The organism is Blautia caccae, from assembly GCF_040095955.1.
Taxonomy (GTDB): domain Bacteria; phylum Bacillota; class Clostridia; order Lachnospirales; family Lachnospiraceae; genus Blautia; species Blautia celeris.
Genome location: NZ_JBBMFP010000005.1, coordinates 166,218 through 187,858 on the forward strand (window position 1 = coordinate 166,218; position 21,641 = coordinate 187,858).

Here is a 21,641-nt window from a genome sequence, read left to right on the forward strand (position 1 = left end):
GCAGTGCCAAACAATTATATCTGTGACAAAAAGTCACTGAAAATATTATAGTGCAGTTTTTCATCGAGGGCCAGTCTTGCCAGCATTTTTGAAACAAGAGGATCTTTTATTTCTCTTGACTGTTCCAGATATGCTTTGGCAGCAAACTTCTCTGATTTAGCGTTAACTGCAAGTATGGTGTAAATATCAGGGCTGTAATCCACCATATCCCCGCACCAGAAAGATTTGGATTCTGAAGAACGGCATTCCGGCTGTCCGCCGAGAAGGGCAATCAACTGTCCAATGACAGAGAAATGGTGTTCCTCGACCACGGCAATGCGTTTGATTATACGGCGGATATTACCGTATTCGTTATTGATTGTCCAGGATTGGAATAGATATTGATGTACAGTTGTCATTTCACTGACCGCAGATGCAAGATCCGGCATGAGCAGCTGTGCGTAATCTGTATTTTTTTCAGTGACTTTGACCGGGGGATACCAGTTAGAGTATTTCACTGGTATGGAATCGGGATTAGCATGGATATTATACTGGTATTTATTCATATTTGATTTCCTAAATGGGATTAATAATTTTTATGTGGGAAGGTTCCGGGATAGAACTATATTTGCAGGTAGTTCCGGATAACTCAACAGGCAGTATAAAAACGGACTCAGCAAAATTGCTGGGTCCTCTGTTTTTTGGTTATCTATGAAATGCATTCTCCCTGTTTACGCATTTTTTCTGTGGTATTTAGGATTTCCCAAAAGGTCATCCGCATAATCGGCAACTTTATTCTGTCCTTCACGATTCAGTGCCCTAAAGGCTTCCATGAGATATCTCTCCTGAATACTGCCCGCTTCACAGGGAGAAATGTCTTTGATATCATTGGAAGAATGGAGATATAAGTCTGCCATTCCTTCAAAAAGAGAAAGCTCTGTATCGGACATAAATTCATCTAATCCGACATCCAGAGCTTTTGCGATTCGGCGTAAAGTTTCAAACTTTGGCTGTCTTTTTCCGTTCTCGTATTGGGCAAGATTTTGCTGCGAGGTCCCTAATTTTTCTGAGAGTTCTTTTTGTGTAAGCCCGTTGGCTTTCCTGATTTCTTTGATTCTTTTTCCTGTATCCATTTTATCACCTCTATATATACAATAACATAATGTTGATAGAAAAACAATCAAAAGATTTAAATAAAGCATTGACACAATCGTAAGATTGATATATTATGCACATATACAATCAAATGATTTTGAAATGAGGTGAAAAAATGAGGATTGACAGAATCAAACTTGTTACAGAACTTGCCAGAAGAGATATGACACAGAAAAAATTAGCGGAGCTTGCCGGGATTTCCAGGGCTACAGTTAATTATATCAGATGCGGCAAAACCTGCTCGGATGAAGTAGGTAAAAGGATTGCAGAAGCTTTAGGCGTTAATCTGACCGATATTATGGAATAACATGCAGGAAAGAGAGCTGATTGAACAGCAGAGAAGAAGCAGTGCATTACACTATAAGAAGGGTGGTTGAGAAGGTGAAGAAATACTGTGGCGGTAGAAGGAATACGGCAGGTGAGTAAATGACAGGCATGGAATTAATACATGAAATCCGGAATTCTGACAATTGGACAGATGCTTTTTTTTCTGAGATTGAACCTTATTATCTGCAGAATTTAAATTTGATCAGAAATACACTTGCGGCAGATGGAGTGTGGGACAGATTTGATACGGCGTTTTCTGAGTGGAAAAGGCCCGGACAGGCCCGGACAGTAAGCAGAGACTGCACTTTAGCAGGCTTTGCCGGACAAGGTGAGATTCCCTATTCAGATAGTTTTGAGGGTTTTGGGGGTTTTGGGGAAACAGATATAACGAAACTTACGGCTTTCAATACTAGTCTGCTGCCATCAGTTGTGGAGAGATTTTCAGAAGCAGTTGCAGAGAACCTGCAGGTATCTTCCGGTATGGTAGCCCCGGCAGTGCTCACAGTAGGCTCACTGTGCATACAGAAGAAATATAGTATCCATCCTCATTCTGACTGGTATGAACCCGGAAATTTGTATATGGCTGTTGTGGGAGAGGCTTCCGAAAGAAAAAGTCCAGTAATGAAAGAAATCATGAAGCCTGTTTATGAATATGAAAAAAAGGAAAATGAAAAACGGGCGCCGGATATTGCTTTGTATGAGACGAAAAAAAGGATACTGGAAGGCAAGATTGCCGGAATTACAAAGAACCTGACAAGATGCAGCAAAAGAAAAGGAGAGGATATATGTGAGGATTTGGAAGCCCTTTCGGATATACAGCAGGAATTGAATGGACTAAAAGAGAAAGCTCCTGTCAGATTGGTGGCAGATGACGTAACGATGGAAATACTCGGGAAGTTAATGGAGCAGAATCATGAAAGAATAGGAATTTTTTCCACAGAAGGAGGTATCTTCAATATTTTGGCCGGCAGATACAGTGATAAGACCGTCATTGATCTTATTTTGAAAGCCTATACAGGTGACCGGTACGCTCAGGACAGAATAACCAGGAAGGGACAGGCTTTGGATTGTCCCTTGATAACCATGCTTTTGTATGTACAGCCAATAGTGATAAAACAAATAATGGAAAACAGTGAATTTACAGGCCGTGGCCTGAATGCCAGATTTTTATACAGTCTGCCGCCTTCTGCCATAGGAGACAGAAACTATAGGGTGAAAAAGATATCTGATACAGACAGGGCGGATTATGGTGAAGCAGTTCAGAGGCTTCTTGCAATTCCCGTACCGGATAAGCCGAAGGTCATAGAACTGGGTGAGGAAGCAGATAGACTGGCAGAAGCCTTTTTCTATGAGATTGAGCGTGAGCTGAAAGAATGTTTTTCAGAGTTCAAGGCATGGCTCGGAAAACTTCACGGTACTACAATGAGGATAGCACTGATTCTCCATTGCTTTGAGTATGCGGAACAGTCGGAATTCTATAAAGTCAGCGGTCAGACTATGGGCAATGCTGTAGAAATAGGCAGGTATTTCCGGACCCATGCCAGGGCAGCATTCAATATCATGGGTTTAACGGATTCACCGGAAGTCAGAGACGCTAAATACATTATGAGACGTATAGATTCTACCGGAAAAATGGAAATGAAACTGAGAGATCTGTATAAATTGTGCTGTGACAGAAAAGGTATGGAGAAAAAAGAAGGAATGATTCCCGGGTTAAGGTGTTTGACAGAACATGGCTACATACGCATTCAGAAATCTTGTCTCACCTCTCAAAACCCCCAAAACCTCCAAAAAGGAGGCAGACCGTCGGAAATTGTATATAAAAATCCGGAATATGCCAGATGGAAGGAGAAAAATGTGTGAATGATCAAGCTTTAGATTGTATTTGCGGATATGTCACAAAAATATCAGAGAACAGGGAGGTTGTAAAACATGATCAAGATTAAAATATCTTACCAAAATGCCCAGGAACTTCATACCGTGCTCAGACTGTTGCACCCGGTCATTAAGTCCTGTAAATTGGCGAAAGAACAGAGGGGGGAATATAAGAAGGCATACGTGATCTTGAAATGATACGCTAACCCGGCTTTGGTCTTGTATCGAGAAAAAGTATGAAAAGATGCCGGAAATCATTAAAAATATAAAGGTTTTACTTGCATATATTTGTTTGATGTGATATAATAGTTTTAGAACAGATAGAATAATAAAAGTACCCCAGCAGTTCATCTCTTTTCTGCTGGAAGTCTTGTATAAGGCGTGGGAACAGCTAAAGCCGCAATATGCGATTATAGCCGTTCCCACGCTTATTTATTTGTTCACTCCTTTCCTTAGGGAACATCTATTCACCCGGACGGGCAGCGGGGCATATCTGTCTGATGGTAAAATAGTCCACTGGACGTTAAACAGGAAGGAAAAATATGGAAGAAAGCATGAATGATGCAGAACAGAGTACCCAGGCTGAAAATATGGGGAATGAATCAGAAGTACAGGGAACTGCCAGGGAAGGCGGCGGAAAAGAGCAGAAACTGTTCACACAGGAAGAAGTGAACGGATTTGTTCAGTCCAGGATAGCCAGGATGAAGGGGCAGATCAACAAAGAAGCCCAGGCAGAGTATGACCGGAAGCTTGCAGAACTGCAGGCAAGGGAAATGAAGCTGATGGTAAAGGAAAAGCTGGACGAACGGGGAATGTCCCGTGAGCTGGCAGATATTATCAACTGTACGGATGAAGAGGATTTAAACTGTAAATTAGACAAATTATACGAAATATATGGAAAAAATGACAAAACAGACCAGGAGCCTGCATCCGGTTTTCGTGCGATACCCTCCAAGAATTTAAAAGTGGGGTGCGTTCCGGAGGGAACCGGAGCTTTTCACACCGGTACAGATCCGGTAAGACAGGCTATGGGGCTTAACAGAAAGGAATGATGGATAAATGGCAATTGATTTAGTAACACAATATCTGCCTTATGTAGATGAATTATTTTCAACAGAGAGCAAAAAATCCCTGCTGACGAATCAGGACTTATCCTGGACAGGGGCACATACGATCAAGGTTTATAAGGTGACAACCGCATCTATGAATGATTACGGGCGCTCCGGCCCGAAGGAGGGAGAATGGTCAAGGTACGGCAGAGTGCAGGGACTGGATGCCACTACGGAAGAATTTACGCTGAAAAATGACAGATCTTTTACCTTTGCCATTGATAAGCTGGATAAGGATGAAACCAGTGACCAGCTGGCAGCAGCGTCTGCTCTTGCTCGGCAGGTGCGGGAAGTCGTGATTCCGGAAGTTGATACTTATGTATATGGAGTTATGACAACAAAGGCGGGGCATAAGCCTGCAGCTGTGGCGCTGACAGCAGACAATATCTATACGGAGATCATCAAGGCCAGTAATGCTCTGGACAATTCTGAAGTGCCGGAAACAGGCCGTGTGCTGCTGGTGACTCCTGACACTTATCTTCTTATGAAACAGTGCAGGGATATCACAATGGAGACAGATATTGGCAGTGATATGAGATTACGCGGTGTTATTGGCAATCTGGACGGGGCGGTAGTGATCAAAGTTCCGTCTAAAAGACTTCCAAAAGGATTTGGTTTTATGCTGGCCCATCCGGTGGCTACCGTAGCTCCTACCAAATTGGAAGATTACAAGACACATCAGGACCCGCCTGGTATCAGCGGCGAACTGATAGAAGGCCGCATCTGTTACGATGCTTTTGTTTTAGAAAATAAAGCAGAAGCTATTTATTATCAGGAACAGACTGCAGCAGCAAAAAGTTAAACAGATGCCCCGGGCTTTCCAAAGCGGATTGTCTGGGGCATTTTGTGCGTGATAGCCGCCCGGTTCCGTGTCTGTGAAGAGATAGAGGTTTTGATGCAGAATGATTACCATATGCTTACCGGCGAAAAACAATAAATGCCGAAATCACTGTCTATACAGTAATTTCGACATTTTTATAAGCAGATAACGGGAATCGAACCCGCCTCTCCAGCTTGGGAAGCTGGCGTTCTACCGATGAACTATATCTGCATACATGTATAATTGAGGAACCTGAACATCTTCAGGCATGCACCAGCCTGCGCGTGTTCCTCCGGGATATTCATATGTGTGAACCGAGACACCGCAGATACGGGCGTAACCGCACTCCTCCCGGAACTGATGCGTTGAAAATATTATAATCCAAATTATTTTTATTTGCAAGAGGGTTTTTAAACTGTTATAGCTTATATAACGAAAAAGAATAGCAGACTGCCTTATTATGCCTTGAAATATAAGCGAAAAAGGATTATCATAATTAAAATACTATAATGCGATAACATACGACAACTGTACGACAGGAGGAGAATCTCATGAACTATAAAATTGCATTGATACCGGGTGACGGAATCGGACCGGAGATTGTGGCAGAGGCCAAAAAAGTGCTGGATAAGGTCTGTGAAACATACGGACACAGTTTTTCCTATGAGGAAGTGCTGCTGGGCGGGGCATCTATTGATGTACACGGTGTACCGCTGACAGAGGAGGCTGTGGAGACGGCAAAGGCTTCTGACGCAGTGCTGATGGGTTCCATCGGAGGGGATGCCAAGACTTCTCCCTGGTATAAACTGGAGCCGTCAAAACGCCCTGAGGCAGGACTTTTAGCTATCAGAAAAGCCCTGAATCTGTTTGCCAATCTGCGCCCGGCGTATCTGTATGATGAGCTGAAAGGTGCCTGCCCCCTGAAAGAGGAAGTCATCGGAGACGGATTTGACATGATCATTGTCAGGGAGCTGACCGGCGGCCTGTATTTCGGTGAGAGAAAGACTGTGGAGGAAAACGGTGTAACTACAGCCGTTGACACACTTACATATAATGAAAATGAAATCCGCAGAATCGCTGTCAAGGCATTTGATATTGCCATGAAGAGAAGCAAAAAAGTTACAAGTGTGGACAAAGCCAATGTACTGGACTCCTCCAGACTCTGGAGAAAAGTAGTGGAAGAGGTGGCAAAGGACTATCCGGAAGTGACACTGGAACACATGCTGGTAGATAACTGCGCTATGCAGCTTGTCCATAACCCGGGTCAGTTTGACGTGATCCTCACAGAGAACATGTTCGGCGACATTCTGTCTGATGAGGCCAGCATGGTGACAGGTTCCATCGGAATGCTCTCATCAGCCAGCTTAAATGAGACAAAATTCGGCCTTTATGAACCAAGCCACGGTTCAGCGCCTGACATTGCGGGAAAAGGCATCGCCAATCCCCTGGCAACCATTCTGTCTGCGGCTATGATGCTGCGCTATTCCCTGGACCTGGACAAAGAGGCAGATGCCGTGGAGGCAGCCGTACAGAAAGTCCTCACAGAGGGATACCGCACAGTGGATATTATGGCAGACGGTATGAAGCAGGTGGGAACCAAAGAGATGGGAGATTTGATCGCAGAGCGGATCTGAGATTAGAATGAGATAGATAACGGACAACAGAAAGGATTGTGAATGATATGAGAAGTGATGCAGTAAAAACAGGTATGCAGCAGGCACCGCACCGTTCCCTGTTCAATGCCCTGGGAATGACAAAAGAGGAACTGGAACGGCCGTTGGTAGGTATTGTGAGTTCCTACAATGAGATCGTGCCGGGTCACATGAATCTGGACAAAATCGTGGATGCCGTAAAATTAGGTGTTGCTATGGCAGGCGGAACGCCCATTATGTTTCCGGCTATTGCTGTCTGCGACGGCATTGCCATGGGACATACGGGAATGAAGTATTCCCTGGTGACAAGGGATCTGATCGCGGATTCCACAGAGGCTATGGCTATGGCCCATCAGTTTGACGCCCTGGTCATGGTGCCAAACTGTGACAAGAACGTGCCGGGACTTCTGATGGCAGCAGCCAGGATCAATGTCCCCACTGTATTTGTGAGCGGCGGCCCCATGCTGGCAGGCCGTGTGCATGGCCAGAAGAGAAGTCTCTCCTCCATGTTTGAGGCCGTGGGCTCCTACAGCGCAGGAACCATGACAGCGGAGGAAGTGGAAGAATTTGAAAATAAAGTCTGCCCCACCTGCGGCTCCTGCTCCGGCATGTACACTGCCAACAGCATGAACTGTCTGACAGAGGTGCTGGGCATGGGATTAAAAGGAAACGGCACTATTCCGGCTGTATATTCCGAGAGGATCAAGCTTGCAAAACACGCGGGCATGCAGGTAATGGAAATGTACAGACAGAACATCCGTCCAAGGGATATCATGACAAAAGACGCCATCATGAATGCCCTGACCGTGGATATGGCACTCGGATGTTCTACCAACAGTATGCTGCATTTGCCGGCAATTGCCCATGAGATCGGATGGGATTTTGACATTACATTTGCAAATGAAGTGAGCGCAAAGACACCGAACCTGTGCCATCTGGCACCGGCAGGCCCCACCTACATAGAAGACTTGAATGAGGCCGGCGGCGTGTATGCGGTCATGAATGAACTGACCAAAAAAGATCTGCTGAACCTGGACTGCATGACAGTGACAGGAAAGACAGTGGGTGAAAATATCAAGAACTGTGTAAACAGAAATCCGGAGGTGATCCGCCCTGTAGAAAATCCTTACAGCCAGACCGGCGGCCTTGCGGTTCTCACAGGCAACCTGGCTCCGGACGGCGGCGTGGTAAAACGCTCCGCGGTCTGTGAGGAGATGATGGTACATGAAGGCCCTGCAAGGGTATTTGAGTGCGAGGAGGATGCCATTGACGCCATTAAGGGCGGTAAGATCGTGGCAGGCGATGTGGTTGTGATACGCTATGAGGGACCAAAAGGCGGCCCGGGTATGAGAGAGATGTTAAACCCCACTTCCGCCATTGCAGGTATGGGACTCGGCTCCAGCGTGGCACTGATCACGGACGGACGTTTCTCCGGTGCATCCCGCGGAGCTTCCATCGGACATATTTCCCCGGAAGCAGCCGTAGGCGGCCCCATTGCCCTTGTTAAGGAGGGAGATACCATCCGCATCAATATTCCGGAAAACAAACTGGAACTGGCCGTATCGGATGAGGAGCTGGCAAGGAGAAAGGCTGAGTGGCAGCCAAGAGAGCCTAAGGTGAACACAGGATACCTGGCACGCTATGCGGCTATGGTGACCAGCGGTAACAGAGGGGCTGTTCTGGAAATCCAGAAATAAAAAGAAAAAGAAAAGATAACGGTTGGGAGGATTTCAATATGCAGTTGACAGGAGCAGAAATAGTAATCGAATGTTTAAAAGAGCAGGGTGTAGATACCGTTTTCGGTTATCCGGGCGGAACGATTCTGAACATTTATGATGAGTTATATAAACACAGCAATGAGATTCATCACGTACTCACATCCCATGAGCAGGGTGCAGCCCATGCAGCGGACGGCTATGCCCGTTCCACAGGGAAAGTGGGTGTGTGTTTTGCAACCAGCGGCCCCGGCGCCACCAATCTGGTAACAGGTATTGCCACAGCACATATGGATTCTGTGCCTGTGGTTGCCATCACCTGTAACGTAGGTGTTCCTCTTCTGGGAAAAGACAGCTTCCAGGAGGTAGATATCGCAGGTGTGGTTATGCCGATCACAAAACACAGCTTTATTGTAAAAGACGTGAAAAAGCTGGCGAAGACCATCCGTCGTGCTTTTGTCATTGCAAAGAGCGGACGGCCCGGCCCTGTCCTTGTGGATATCACCAAGGATGTGACTGCAGCCAAGACAGAATTTGAAACTACAGTGCCAAAGCCGGTGAAACCCTATGTGGCTGAGATTGAAGAAGCGGATCTGGCTAAAGCAGCAGATATGATCCGGGAGGCAAAACGTCCCTTTATCTTTGTGGGCGGCGGAGCCATCGCGTCCAACGCCTGGGAGGAGCTGCGCACACTTGCACACAAGATCCAGGCTCCTGTGACCGATTCCCTTATGGGAAAAGGCGCATTTTCCGGCGAGGATGAGCTGTATACCGGTATGCTGGGGATGCACGGAACCAAAGCCTCCAATCTGGGTGTGACAAAATGTGACCTGCTGATCACCGTGGGTGCCAGATTCAGTGACCGTGTGACCGGCAATACCAGAAACTTTGCCAGAAATGCGAAGGTGATCCAGATAGATGTGGATGCAGCGGAGATCAATAAAAATGTGCTGGTTGACTGCAGCGTTGTGGGTGACGCCAGAGAAGTTCTGAAACGCCTGAATGATATGCTGGAGCAGAAAGAACATAAAGAGTGGCTGGGATACATAGAGGAGCTGAAAGAAAAATATCCTCTGCGCTACAACCAGGAGGGCTTAAGCGGTCCTGCCATTATCGAGGAGATCTACCGCCAGACAAAAGGCGATGCCATAATTGTAACAGAGGTGGGACAGCACCAGATGTGGGCTGCTCAGTATTACAAATATAAAACACCCCGCACCTTCCTGTCCTCCGGCGGCCTGGGAACCATGGGCTACGGCCTTGGGGCAGCCATCGGCGCCAAGATGGGCAATCCGGACAAGGTGGTCATCAATGTGGCAGGAGACGGCTGTTTCCGTATGAACATGAATGAGATCGCAACAGCCACCAGAAATGATGTTCCCCTTATCCAGGTGGTCATCAATAACCAGGTGCTGGGAATGGTGCGTCAGTGGCAGACGCTGTTCTATGAGGGCAGATATTCTAATACAGTATTAAAAGACAAAGTTGATTTTGTCAAACTGGCAGAGGCCATGGGAGCAGTGGGTATCCGCGTGACCACAAAAGAGGAGCTGCAGGAAGCCCTTGCAAAAGCCATCCGGTTAAATACAACGGTGGTTCTGGACTGCATGATCGACAGTGATGATAAGGTATTCCCAATGGTACCGGCAGGGGCCAACATTGAGGATGCGTTCGACGAGGAAGACCTGAAAGCAAAACAGAAATAATATGTCTTTTGTAGAAAGACAAATGTTTTTATTGACAATAATATAACAAAGAGGTAGAATACTTCTTGTCAAGCAATTTATGCCACGTGTCCCCAGAGGGGGCATGTGGCGTAACCGTTTTGAAGAGTAAATCAACAGAGGAGGAAACAACAAGTGAGCAGAGTTTATAACTTTTCAGCAGGACCGGCTGTTCTGCCGGAGGAAGTGCTGCGGGAAGCGGCAGAAGAGATGCTGGATTATAAAGGAACAGGCATGTCTGTTATGGAGATGAGCCACCGTTCCAAAGCATTCGAGGATATCATACATACTGCGGAGGCAGATTTGAGAGAGCTGCTGCATATTCCGGATAACTATAAAGTATTATTTCTGCAGGGCGGTGCCCATCAGCAGTTTGCCATGATCCCCATGAACCTGATGAAAAACAAAGTGGCTGACTACATCGTAACAGGCCAGTGGGCGAAAAAAGCATGGCAGGAGGCACAGAAGTACGGGACAGCCAACAAGATCGCGTCCTCTGAGGATAAAACTTTCTCCTACATTCCGGACTGTTCCGACCTTCCCATCAGCCCGGATGCGGATTATGTGTACATCTGCGAGAACAATACGATATACGGAACAAAATTTAAAACACTGCCGGACACAAAGGGCAAGACCCTGGTGGCGGACGTTTCCTCCTGTTTCCTCTCCGAACCGATGGACGTGGAGAAATACGGTATTATTTACGGCGGCGCGCAGAAGAATATCGGCCCTGCAGGTGTGGTGATCGCCATCATCCGTGAGGATCTGATCACAGAGGATGTGCTTCCGGGAACACCGACCATGCTGACCTATAAGACACATGCGGACGCGGAGTCCTTATACAATACACCGAACTGCTACGGCATTTACATGTGCGGCAAGGTATTTCAGTGGCTGAAAAAACAGGGCGGCCTGAAAGCCATGAAAGAGCACAATGAGAAAAAAGCAAAGATCCTGTATGATTTCCTGGATGAGAGCGTAATGTTCAAAGGTACCGTGGAACCGGCTTCCCGTTCCCTTATGAATGTTCCCTTTGTCACAGGAGATAAGGATTTGGATGCGAAATTTATCAAAGAGGCCCAGGCGGCAGGCTTTGTGAATCTGAAAGGCCACAGAAGCGTAGGCGGCATGCGTGCCAGCATTTACAATGCCATGCCCATAGAGGGCGTGGAGGCTCTGGTTGCCTTTATGAAAAAATTTGAAAAGGAGAATGCTTGATCATGTACAGATATCACTGTTTAAATCCCATTTCCAGCGTAGGACTGGAGCATTTCCCGGCAAAATACGAGAGCACGGACAATATGTCTGATGCGGATGCCGTGCTGGTGAGAAGTGCAAACATGCATGAGATGGAGCTTCCGAAGAATGTGGTTGCCATTGCCAGAGCAGGTGCCGGCGTCAACAATATTCCGCTGGAAGAGTGCGCAAAGGACGGCGTGGTAGTCTTCAACACACCGGGAGCAAATGCCAATGGTGTAAAGGAGATGGTCATTGCCGGAATGCTGCTGGCATCCAGGGATATAGTGGGCGGTATCGAGTGGCTGGAGCACCAGGAAGCCACAGAGGATATCGGAAAGCTGGCTGAAAAGAAGAAAAAACAGTTTGCCGGCTGTGAGATCAGCGGCAGAAAGCTGGGTATCATCGGTCTTGGCGCCATCGGTGTAAAAGTGGCAAATGCCGCGGTACATCTGGGAATGGAAGTCTATGGATATGACCCCTTCATCTCCGTGGATGCTGCGTGGAACCTTTCCAGAAGCATTCACCACATCAATGACCTGAATGTGATCTACAAGGAATGCGATTATATCACCATTCACGTGCCGCTGATGGAATCCACAAGAAAGATGATCGGCGCGGATGAGATCGCCCAGATGAAAGAGGGCGTGGTTATCCTGAACTTCGCAAGAGATCTTCTGGTGGATGAGGAAGCTCTGGCGGAGGCCCTGAAAGAGGGAAAAGTGAAAAAATACGTGACAGACTTTGCCAACCCTCTTGTGACAAGTACCCCGAATACCCTGGTAACTCCTCATCTGGGAGCATCCACAGAGGAATCCGAGGACAACTGTGCTGTCATGGCTGTCAGACAGCTCATGGACTATCTGGAAAACGGAAATATCAAGAATTCCGTAAACTATCCGGATTGTGATACAGGGGCCTGTGTGGACGTGGGAAGAGTGACGATCAACCACAAAAATATTCCGAACATGATCAGCCAGTTCACAAAAGTGCTGGGTGATGCAGGCGTGAATATCTCCAACATGACCAACAAGAGTAAAGGCGACTTCGCCTATACCATGATCGACGTTTCCACACCGATTTCCGGAGACGTGGCAAAAGAACTGAAAAAGATTCATGGTGTTTACCGCGTGCGTATTGTGAAATGACTCTTTTAAAAGAATAGACGGATATGGGCCTGTCCTGAGACTGTGGTTTCAGGGCGGGCCCTTTTGTGGATATTCTGGAAATTATATATATTATCCTGTCGTTACCACTATGGAGATAAATAAACCAGGGTCGAAAAAAGCACCAGCGGGGAAAGAGTCAAGGCAATCCCCGTCTGGTGTTTTTTTAATACCTCTGTCAGTCATAAATCCGCCGGAAAGTGTGCAAATTATTGTGCCTATTTCATTGTATTTTAAGACTATATACGGTATAATTTTATTATGGCGTTATAAATAGGCATCAATATATTTGGGGTGTGAAAATGAGCAGAAAAATAAAAAAACCGAAAACATTCATACAGAAGAGAATCCGCAGTGCAAAGCGGATGAAATCTTTTTTTGGCGCGCTTGGCAGAAACCGCAGGCGTCTGGGAAAGGTATTCAATGGTGTCTGCAAAGTTGCTGCCCGCGTTATGGAGAAAAAACTATAAAGGAGATTTGATAATGGCGGTAGTTAAACCATTTTGTGCAGTGCGTCCCCAGGAGAGCCTGGCATCTAAAATTGCCGCACTGCCATATGATGTATATAACAGAAAAGAGGCGAAAGAGGAGACCGAAAAAAATCCATATTCCTTTCTGAAGATTGACCGTCCGGAGACACAGTTTCCGGATGATACGGATATGTACGCTCCTGAGGTGTACAAACAGGCCCGCAGGATATTCTGGAAGATGATGGAGGACGGGGACTTTCTGCAGGATGTGGACCCCAATTTTTATCTATATGAGCTTACCAGAAACGGGCATGTGCAGACAGGAATCGTGGCATGTGCGTCGATTGACGATTACTTAAACGGTGTCATCAAAAAACATGAGAACACCAGAGTGGAAAAAGAGCTGGACCGCATCCGCCATGTGGATGTGCTGGAGGCGCAGACAGGGCCTATTTTCCTGGCCTACCGTGCCAATGCGGATTTTAAGCATCTGATGGATGTGAAGAAAAAGGATTTTCCCATTTTCGACTTTGTATCAGAGGACGGCATCCGTCACAGAGGATGGATGATCTATGAGTCAGCCATGATCCACAAGATAGAGAAGACCTTTCAGGCCATGGACAGCATATATATCGCAGACGGCCATCACAGGGCGGCCTCAGCCATCAAAGCAGGTCTGAAGAGACGCCGGGAGAATCCCAATTATACGGGCAGGGAGCCCTTTAATTACTTTCTGTGTACCCTGTTTGCAGATGAGGAACTGGAAATCCTGGATTACAACCGTGTGGTAAAAGACTTAAACGGATATTCCGCGGAAGAGTTCCTGGAAAAAATAAAGGAGCGCTTTACCGTGTCCGAACCGGGAACAGAGGCAGTATCGCCCCGGGAAAAAGGCGAATTCGGTATGTATCTGGAGGACAGATGGTATAAACTTAAGATAAAGGAAGAATACCGGGCTACAGATGTGGTGGACGGACTGGATGTGGCATTGCTTCAGAATAACCTTCTGGAACCTGTGCTGGGGATCCGGGAGCCGGCAAAAGACCCCCGGATTGATTTTATCGGGGGAATCCGGGGACTGGGTGAGCTGGAAAAACGTGTGCAGACAGACTGTAAGGCAGCCTTTTCCATGTATCCCACTTCCATGGCAGAGCTTTTTGCGGTTGCGGACGCAGGAAAGCTGATGCCGCCGAAATCCACCTGGTTTGAGCCAAAGCTGAGAAGCGGGCTGTTTATTCACAGGATATAGACTATGACAGAGAATTTATTTGATAAAATTGACCGCTTAGAGGCAGGAGAGTCCCTGGACAGGGAGAGCTATATCGCGCTGATCGAAAAGCGGAATGAGGAACTTGCCGGATATCTGTTCGGCAAAGCAGCCGGGATGCGGGAGAAATATTACGGAAACCGCATTTATATCAGAGGGCTGATCGAGTTTACCAATTACTGCAGAAATGACTGTTATTACTGCGGAATCCGAAAAGGAAACCGAAAGGCAGAGCGTTACCGCCTGGGCAGGGAGGAAATCCTGGAGTGCTGCCGGAAAGGTTATGTTCTTGGGTTCAGAACTTTTGTGCTGCAGGGCGGAGAGGACCCTTGGTATACGGATGACAGGATCGCAGAGCTGGTCCGGGACATAAAAAAGGAGCACAGCGACTGCGCAGTGACGCTCTCCGTGGGGGAAAAGGAGAGAGAAGCTTATCAGAAGTTTTTTGATGCAGGGGCAGACAGATATCTGCTCAGGCATGAGACTGTATGCGAGGAACATTACCGCACGCTGCATCCCCCATCCATGTCTTATGCTCACAGACAGGAATGCCTGAGAAATCTAAAGGACATTGGATTTCAGACAGGATGCGGATTTATGGTAGGAACGCCGGGGCAGACGGCTGAGAACCTGGCTGATGAACTGCTGTTTTTGAAAGAATTCCAGCCTGCCATGGTGGGAATCGGGCCTTTCATCCCCCACAGGGACACTCCATTTGGAACAAAGGCCCCGGGGAGTGCAGAGCTTACGCTGTATCTTCTGGGACTGATCCGCCTGCTGCTTCCGAAAGTCCTGCTTCCGGCCACAACTGCCCTTGGAACCATTTCCGATGACGGGCGGGAGAGAGGCATACTGGCAGGAGCCAATGTGGTTATGCCGAATTTATCGGCTTCACTGGTACAGGGGAAATATGAACTGTACGACCATAAAATTTATACCGGCGCAGAAAATGCCGCCGAACTGGAACTTCTTCGCAGCCGAATGAAGAAAATCGGCTGTGAAGTGACTGTAGACCGGGGGGACACCAAAATGTACACCCGGTAAAGAGAAAAGGAGAGGGTAAAAATGAATTACAATCCGAAATCACTGAAAGCAGAGGAATTTATTTCCCATGAGGAAATCCAGGAGACACTTGCCTACGCTGAGGCAAATAAGCACAATGAAGCGCTTATTGACCAGATCCTTGAGAAGGCAAAGCTCAGAAAGGGACTCACCCACAGGGAGGCATCCGTACTGCTTGACTGCGACATCGAGGAGAAAAACCAGGAGATTTACAAACTGGCTGAACAGATTAAAAAGGATTTCTACGGAAACCGGATTGTTATGTTTGCGCCCCTTTATCTGTCCAATTACTGTATCAACGGCTGCGTGTACTGTCCTTATCACAGAAAAAACAAACACATAGCCAGAAAGAAACTGACGCAGGAAGAGATTGTAAAAGAGGTAACCGCTCTGCAGGATATGGGCCACAAGCGCCTTGCTCTGGAAGCCGGGGAGGACCCGGTCAACAATCCCATTGAATACATACTGGAGAGCATTAAGACCATATACAGCATCAAACATAAAAACGGCGCAATCCGCCGTGTCAATGTAAATATCGCGGCCACCACAGTGGAGGATTACAGGAAATTAAAAGACGCCGGCATCGGTACCTATATTCTGTTCCAGGAGACCTACCATAAGGAGAGCTACAAAAAACTGCATCCCACAGGACCGAAGAGCAATTATGATTACCACACAGAAGCCATGGACAGAGCCATGGAGGGCGGCATTGACGATGTGGGACTGGGTGTACTGTTCGGGCTGGAGATGTACCGCTATGAATTTGCCGGTCTTCTCATGCATGCGGAGCATCTGGAGGCGGTTCACGGAGTCGGCCCGCATACCATCAGCGTTCCGAGGGTAAAACACGCAGATGATATCGATCCGTCTGCTTTTGACAACGGTATTGATGATGATATTTTCGCGAAACTGGTTGCCTGCATCCGAATCGCAGTGCCTTACACCGGTATGATCATCTCCACAAGAGAGAGTAAGGAGTGCAGGGAGAGAGTGCTTCACCTTGGCATTTCCCAGATCAGCGGTGCTTCCAGGACAAGCGTGGGCGGCTACAGCGAACCGGAACCGGAGGATGAGAACTCCGAGCAGTTTGATGTGTCAGACAAGCGAACCCTGGATGAGGTGGTGCACTGGCTGATGGACATGAAATATATCCCCAGCTTCTGTACTGCATGTTACAGGGAAGGAAGAACCGGTGATCGTTTCATGAGCCTGTGCAAGACAGGACAGATTCAGAACTGCTGCCACCCCAATGCCCTGATGACCCTGAAAGAGTTCCTTATGGATTACGCAAGCCCTGAGACAAGAAAAATCGGAGAAGAGCTGATCCGGTCAGAACTTGTGAACATTCCAAGGGAAAGAACAAGAGAGATCGTGGTGGAACGCCTGGCAAAGATTGAGAACGGGGAGAGAGATTTCCGTTTCTGAGAGGAGGATATACATGAGCCTGAACGCAGCACCCTCTGCAAACAGGGTACATATCAGCTTTTTCGGGCGGCGCAACACCGGAAAGTCCAGTCTGCTCAACGCAGTCACAGGGCAGGAGATGGCAGTGGTATCGGATGTGAAGGGAACCACCACCGACCCGGTGCAGAAAGCCATGGAGCTTCTGCCCATAGGTCCTGTTTTGTTTATCGACACGCCGGGTATGGATGATGACCAGGAAGGCCTGGGCGCTCTCCGGGTAAAAAAGGCGGAGCAGGTGCTCCACAAAACAGACGTGGCAGTCCTGGTGGTGGAGGCGGGAAAAGAACTGGTCCCCATGGAACTACAGCTCATAGATCTCTTTGAAAAGAGAAAGCTGCCGTATCTTGTGGTATACAATAAAATGGATCTGCTGGCAGAGGAGAGAGAACCGAAGACAGACCATGAAATCTACGTGAGTGCCGGACAGGGTGTTCACATTACTGAACTGAAGGAAAAGCTGGGAAGCCTTGCAAAGGAAGGGCAGGAACGTCCTCTTGTAAAAGACCTGGTGTCACCGGGGGACTTTGTGCTCCTGGTGGTCCCCATTGATAAAGCGGCACCGAAAGGGAGGCTGATCCTGCCTCAGCAGCAGGTGATCAGAGAACTGCTGGATACAGGTGCAGTTCCCCTTGCCGTGCAGGATGACAGGGTGGAGGATGTACTTGGACGTCTGGGAGAAAAACCGCGGCTTGTCATTACAGACAGCCAGGTGTTCGGGAAGGTGGACAAAGCGGTTCCAGCTGATATCCCTCTTACTTCCTTTTCCATACTGTTCGCACGGTATAAAGGGATCCTGGACGGCGCGCTGGAGGGTGCCTATGCCCTTGACCGTCTGGAGGACGGGGACAAAGTGCTGATCAGCGAGGGCTGTACCCATCACCGGCAGTGCAATGATATCGGTACGGTGAAAATGCCCCGCTGGATTGAGGCGCATACCGGGAAAAAGCCTGACTTTGCATTTACCTCAGGAACCGGGTTTCCGGAGGATCTGACACCATATCGGCTGGTGGTACACTGCGGAGGCTGTATGCTCAATGAGCGGGAGATGCAGTGGCGCAGGAACCAGGCCGGCCTGCAGGGTGTGCCTATGACAAATTACGGTATAGCCATTGCGCATATGAACGGTATTTTGCAGCGGAGCCTGGAAATATTCCGGTGATCAGTAAATATGCGGGAGGGCAGTTTAATGGAGTATGTTCCAATTGATGAGACAAACCGGGAACGCGTCAATGAATTCATAGAGAGCCAATGGCTCACAACAGAGATGGTCATTCGCGGCAGAGTTGTGGATATGACCGGGACAGACGGCATTGTTGTCTGGGAAAAGGGAAACATTGTGGGCCTTCTCACATACCTGATCCGGGACGGTATCTGTGAGATCATATCCCTGGACAGCCGTCAGGAGGGCCGGGGGATCGGAAGAAACCTGATCGAAAAGGTAAAAGAGACAGCAGAAAAGAAAAAATGCAGAAGGCTTGTGGTGATCACCACAAATGACAACATTCAGGCCATCCGCTTTTACCAGCGCTGCGGATTTGATATGTCACATCTGTACCACAATGCCCTGAACCTTTCAAGAAAGCTGAAACCGGAGATTCCTCTGATTGGGGCAAATGGAATTTTGCTGATGCATGAGATTGAATTTGCGATGGATCTGCAGCCGGGAAGGAACAGATAAAGAATCCGGCAGCAGAAAGGAAGAAAGGGGAGGATAAAAATTGTTTGCAGATTACAGCAATAGCCTGGTGAATTTATCCTGCTCTGTATTAAAAAGATTCGGCGCAGAATACGGTCATAAGACTTTGCCCTGTGCGGATGAATGGATGGGAAAGGGATTCAGGAACGTTGTTGTGGTCCTGCTGGACGGCATGGGATGCGAGGCGATTGACTTCCATCTGAAAGAGGATGGATTCTTCAGAAGCCATTACAGATGCGGGATCTCCTCCGTCTTTCCGCCTACGACAACGGCTGCCACCACGACTATGGAGAGCGGTCTGACACCGGCAGAGCATGGATGGCTGGGATGGAGCCTGTATTTTGGCGAAATCCATAAAGTTGTGAATGCCTTTACCAATCAAGACCAATATGAAAGGTGCGCAGCGGAAGATTACCATGTTGCCAGCCGTTTTATCCCTTACACAAAGATATATGACAAGATAAACCGGGCGGGAGTCGGACATGGATACAGTGTGTCCCATTTCGGCACGAATAAAATAGAAACCCTGGATGAAATGTGTGAGGAGATACAGAGGCTATGCGGGCAGGAGGACGAAAAGTACATCTATGCCTATTGGGAGGAACCGGATAGCACCATGCATGACCAGGGATGCCACAGTGAATGTGTGACAAGGGAATTAGAGTATCTGGAAGGGAAAATCGCCCGGATGTCCGACAGACTGGAGGATACACTTCTGATCGTGACAGCAGACCATGGGCATATAGATCTGTCGCATTATATTCTCACAGACTATCCGGACATATTGGAAATGCTGAGGCTTCCCATATCTGTGGAGGCCAGGGCAGCGGCCTTCTATGTGAAGGAGGAATTCAGGGAAGAATTTCCCAAAAGATTCCGCAGACATTTCGGAGAGGAGTTTCTGCTTTTCTCCGCCAAGGAGATGCGGGAGAAGCAGATATTCGGTGATGGGACACCCCGTGAAAGGTTTCGTGAACTGGCCGGTGATTTTCTGGCTGTGGCAACTGCGGATAAGGGATTTGCCTGGTCCAGAAATCTACCCATGTTTCGTTCAAACCATGCGGGCATGACAGAACAGGAAATGATGGTACCGCTCATTGTAGTGGAAAAGCAATAATTTCTGATATAACAGGAAAAAGGACATGCTGATGACCCAAAAACGTTGTCAGCATGTCCTTTTTTTGCTGCTGTGAAACCTTTCCGGATCTCACAGCAGCCATTTTTATACAGCAGCTTTAATAGCTGTCATTGTGCAGCAGTTCGTGCTCTTTTCCTTTTAACAGGGTATCATACAGAGACATAACCAGCGGGTTCTCATCCGCCTTGCGGATACTGGTCACATTGTCTGCCTTGTAGAGGCCGTCTTTTCTGGCCGCTTTTGTGCGGTCTCCGGCTCTCGGCGGCTGTCCGCCTCCCATGATACATCCGCGGCGGCATGCCATGATCTCCACAATGTGGTAGTGGGCTTCGCCGCTCTTGATCTTCTCCATAACCTTCTGTGCATTGGCCAGGCCGCTGGCAACACATACATTCAGTGGAATACCTTTGTAGGTGACAGAGAATTCCTTGATGCCCTCTTCCCCGCGGGCACCTGTCTCAGCTACGGTATCCATGGTTGCCTTGTCGTGTTTGTCTGCAAAACGGCGGAGCATGGCTTCTGTCACACCGCCGGTTACGCCGAAGATAACACCAGCGCCGGAACCAAAGCCGAATGGCATGTCGCAGGCTTCCGGAATCAGAGTCGGGAACTCAATGCCGGAGTTTTTGATCATACGGATCAATTCTGTTGTTGTGATGACAATATCCGTGTTCTGCTCTCCGTGGGTAAAGCTGTTTGGACGGATGGCCTCCATTTTCTTGGCTGTACACGGCATGATGGACACAACAACGGTCTTCTTGCCCTGGTTTTTCTCATATCCCCTGTAGTATTCCTTGATGACTGCGGAGAACATTTCCTGAGGAGAACGGCAGGTAGAAAGATTGTCTTTGTATTCCGGATATTGGTCACAGAGGAATTTCACCCATGCCGGACAGCAGGAGGTGAAAAGAGGAAGCTTGGAACTGTCTCCCAGACGCTCCAGGAATTCCTTGGATTCTTCCATGATGGTTAAGTCCGCACTGAACGCGGTATCGTAAACTTCATCAAATCCCATGCGGTGCAGAACGGCTACCAGTTTGCCCATAACACTGTTTCCCTTGTCCAGGCCAAAGGCATCGCCGACTGCCACACGTACGGCAGGCGCTACCTGAGCCACAACTCTTGTATTCGGATCAGCAATCGCTTCCCATACTTCGTCCATATGGGTCTTGATGCTGATCGCGCCGGTAGGACAGTAAATACGGCACTGACCGCAGCTTACGCAGTCGGTCTCTGCCAGAGTCTTGTTAAAGGCCGGCATTGCCATGGCGTCTGTTCCGCGGAACGCAAAGCCTAAGACGCCCAGTCCCTGAATCTCGGAACAGGCGCGCACACAGTCGCCGCAGAGAATACATTTGTTGGGGTCCCTGACAATGGAGGGAGAGCTGGTATCCAGCGGACGGATTTCCCTTGTGTTCTGGAAACGCACATCCGTAATATTCATTCTGTGGGCCAGATCCTGCAGTACGCACTCACCGCTCTTTACACAGGTGGTACAGTCACGGCAGTGGGCGGAGAGCAGAAGCTCCACAATCAGTTTTCTGTATTTTTTGATCCTTCCGGAATTGGTATAGATGACCATTCCATCTCTGGGAACCTCTGAGCAGGAGGCAAAGGTACGTCCCCTGTCATCCTCCACAGTACAGAGCCGGCAGGCGCCGAAGGTGGAAACCTCAGAGTGATAGCAGAGTGTCGGAAGATTGATCCCGGCTTTCCGGATGACGGAAAGCACATTTTTTTCGTCGGTAAATTCAACTTTTCTACCGTCAATCGTCATAAATCCCAT

General features: G+C 48.1%; 20 protein-coding genes and 1 tRNA gene. 17 read left to right on the forward strand and 4 right to left on the reverse strand.

The window, feature by feature from the left end; translation table 11 throughout:
* Window positions 1-14: 14 nt before the first annotated feature.
* Together WMO65_RS07435 and WMO65_RS07440 are read right to left on the reverse strand one after the other, a co-directional pair.
* Complete coding sequence (locus tag WMO65_RS07435; RefSeq protein WP_054352362.1) at window positions 15-545, reverse strand: ferritin-like domain-containing protein; 531 nt, start codon at window positions 543-545, stop codon at window positions 15-17.
* A 165-nt stretch (window positions 546-710) separates the two neighbouring features.
* The gene (locus tag WMO65_RS07440) at window positions 711-1,112 is read right to left on the reverse strand and encodes a helix-turn-helix domain-containing protein (protein ID WP_148392946.1); all 402 of its coding nucleotides are present in this window, start codon (window positions 1,110-1,112) and stop codon (window positions 711-713) included.
* A gap of 137 nt (window positions 1,113-1,249) precedes the next feature.
* Here WMO65_RS07440 and WMO65_RS07445 point away from each other — a divergent pair, with 137 nt between their 5' ends.
* From WMO65_RS07445 to WMO65_RS07465, 5 genes are all read left to right on the forward strand, one after another.
* Entirely contained in the window at window positions 1,250-1,441 is a 192-nt protein-coding gene (locus WMO65_RS07445; RefSeq protein WP_148392945.1) for a helix-turn-helix transcriptional regulator, read from the forward strand.
* 218 nt (window positions 1,442-1,659) lie between these two features.
* Entirely contained in the window at window positions 1,660-3,324 is a 1,665-nt protein-coding gene (locus tag WMO65_RS07450; protein ID WP_187370622.1) for a YfjI family protein, read from the forward strand.
* 69 nt (window positions 3,325-3,393) lie between these two features.
* The gene (locus tag WMO65_RS07455; RefSeq protein WP_187370621.1) at window positions 3,394-3,534 is read left to right on the forward strand and encodes a hypothetical protein; all 141 of its coding nucleotides are present in this window, start codon (window positions 3,394-3,396) and stop codon (window positions 3,532-3,534) included.
* Between the two features lie 344 nt (window positions 3,535-3,878).
* The gene (locus WMO65_RS07460) at window positions 3,879-4,388 is read left to right on the forward strand and encodes a hypothetical protein (RefSeq protein WP_148392943.1); all 510 of its coding nucleotides are present in this window, start codon (window positions 3,879-3,881) and stop codon (window positions 4,386-4,388) included.
* A gap of 7 nt (window positions 4,389-4,395) precedes the next feature.
* Window positions 4,396-5,247: a phage major capsid protein gene (locus tag WMO65_RS07465; RefSeq protein ID WP_148392942.1), complete on the forward strand. Its 852-nt coding sequence runs from the start codon at window positions 4,396-4,398 to the stop codon at window positions 5,245-5,247.
* A 178-nt stretch (window positions 5,248-5,425) separates the two neighbouring features.
* Here the strand turns inward: WMO65_RS07465 and WMO65_RS07470 are convergent.
* Window positions 5,426-5,496, reverse strand: a tRNA-Gly gene (locus WMO65_RS07470).
* Between the two features lie 320 nt (window positions 5,497-5,816).
* On the opposite strand from WMO65_RS07470, the gene leuB reads away from it, so the two are divergent.
* From leuB to WMO65_RS07530, 12 genes are all read left to right on the forward strand, one after another.
* The gene (gene leuB / locus WMO65_RS07475; RefSeq protein ID WP_033143500.1) at window positions 5,817-6,899 is read left to right on the forward strand and encodes a 3-isopropylmalate dehydrogenase; all 1,083 of its coding nucleotides are present in this window, start codon (window positions 5,817-5,819) and stop codon (window positions 6,897-6,899) included.
* Between the two features lie 47 nt (window positions 6,900-6,946).
* Window positions 6,947-8,614, forward strand: coding sequence for a dihydroxy-acid dehydratase (gene ilvD / locus WMO65_RS07480; protein ID WP_103733117.1), 1,668 nt, complete (start codon window positions 6,947-6,949; stop codon window positions 8,612-8,614).
* Between the two features lie 38 nt (window positions 8,615-8,652).
* On the forward strand, window positions 8,653-10,338 hold the full coding sequence (gene ilvB / locus WMO65_RS07485; protein WP_033143498.1) for a biosynthetic-type acetolactate synthase large subunit: 1,686 nt from the start codon (window positions 8,653-8,655) through the stop codon (window positions 10,336-10,338).
* A 153-nt stretch (window positions 10,339-10,491) separates the two neighbouring features.
* Window positions 10,492-11,574, forward strand: a complete 1,083-nt coding sequence (serC, locus tag WMO65_RS07490; RefSeq protein WP_103731469.1) for a 3-phosphoserine/phosphohydroxythreonine transaminase — start codon at window positions 10,492-10,494, stop codon at window positions 11,572-11,574.
* A gap of 2 nt (window positions 11,575-11,576) precedes the next feature.
* A complete protein-coding gene (locus tag WMO65_RS07495) occupies window positions 11,577-12,740 on the forward strand; it encodes a phosphoglycerate dehydrogenase (RefSeq protein WP_033143496.1) in 1,164 nt (387 codons plus the stop codon).
* A 320-nt stretch (window positions 12,741-13,060) separates the two neighbouring features.
* Window positions 13,061-13,228 carry a hypothetical protein gene (locus WMO65_RS07500; RefSeq protein ID WP_187370620.1) on the forward strand — a complete coding sequence of 56 codons (168 nt, stop codon included), beginning with the start codon at window positions 13,061-13,063 and terminating at the stop codon, window positions 13,226-13,228.
* Window positions 13,229-13,241: 13 nt separating this feature from the next.
* A complete protein-coding gene (locus tag WMO65_RS07505; protein WP_148392941.1) occupies window positions 13,242-14,477 on the forward strand; it encodes a DUF1015 domain-containing protein in 1,236 nt (411 codons plus the stop codon).
* A gap of 3 nt (window positions 14,478-14,480) precedes the next feature.
* Complete coding sequence (gene hydE, locus WMO65_RS07510) at window positions 14,481-15,539, forward strand: [FeFe] hydrogenase H-cluster radical SAM maturase HydE (protein WP_148392940.1); 1,059 nt, start codon at window positions 14,481-14,483, stop codon at window positions 15,537-15,539.
* A 21-nt stretch (window positions 15,540-15,560) separates the two neighbouring features.
* Complete coding sequence (hydG, locus tag WMO65_RS07515; RefSeq protein WP_148392939.1) at window positions 15,561-16,982, forward strand: [FeFe] hydrogenase H-cluster radical SAM maturase HydG; 1,422 nt, start codon at window positions 15,561-15,563, stop codon at window positions 16,980-16,982.
* 13 nt (window positions 16,983-16,995) lie between these two features.
* Window positions 16,996-18,180: a [FeFe] hydrogenase H-cluster maturation GTPase HydF gene (gene hydF / locus WMO65_RS07520; RefSeq protein ID WP_148392938.1), complete on the forward strand. Its 1,185-nt coding sequence runs from the start codon at window positions 16,996-16,998 to the stop codon at window positions 18,178-18,180.
* Between the two features lie 27 nt (window positions 18,181-18,207).
* Window positions 18,208-18,699 (forward strand): GNAT family N-acetyltransferase, encoded by a 492-nt coding sequence (locus tag WMO65_RS07525; protein WP_148392937.1) that lies wholly within the window; start codon window positions 18,208-18,210, stop codon window positions 18,697-18,699.
* Between the two features lie 40 nt (window positions 18,700-18,739).
* On the forward strand, window positions 18,740-19,834 hold the full coding sequence (locus WMO65_RS07530) for an alkaline phosphatase family protein (protein ID WP_033143490.1): 1,095 nt from the start codon (window positions 18,740-18,742) through the stop codon (window positions 19,832-19,834).
* 118 nt (window positions 19,835-19,952) lie between these two features.
* On the opposite strand, the gene WMO65_RS07535 is transcribed toward WMO65_RS07530, so the two are convergent.
* On the reverse strand, window positions 19,953-21,641 hold the full coding sequence (locus WMO65_RS07535) for a [FeFe] hydrogenase, group A (protein ID WP_033143489.1): 1,689 nt from the start codon (window positions 21,639-21,641) through the stop codon (window positions 19,953-19,955).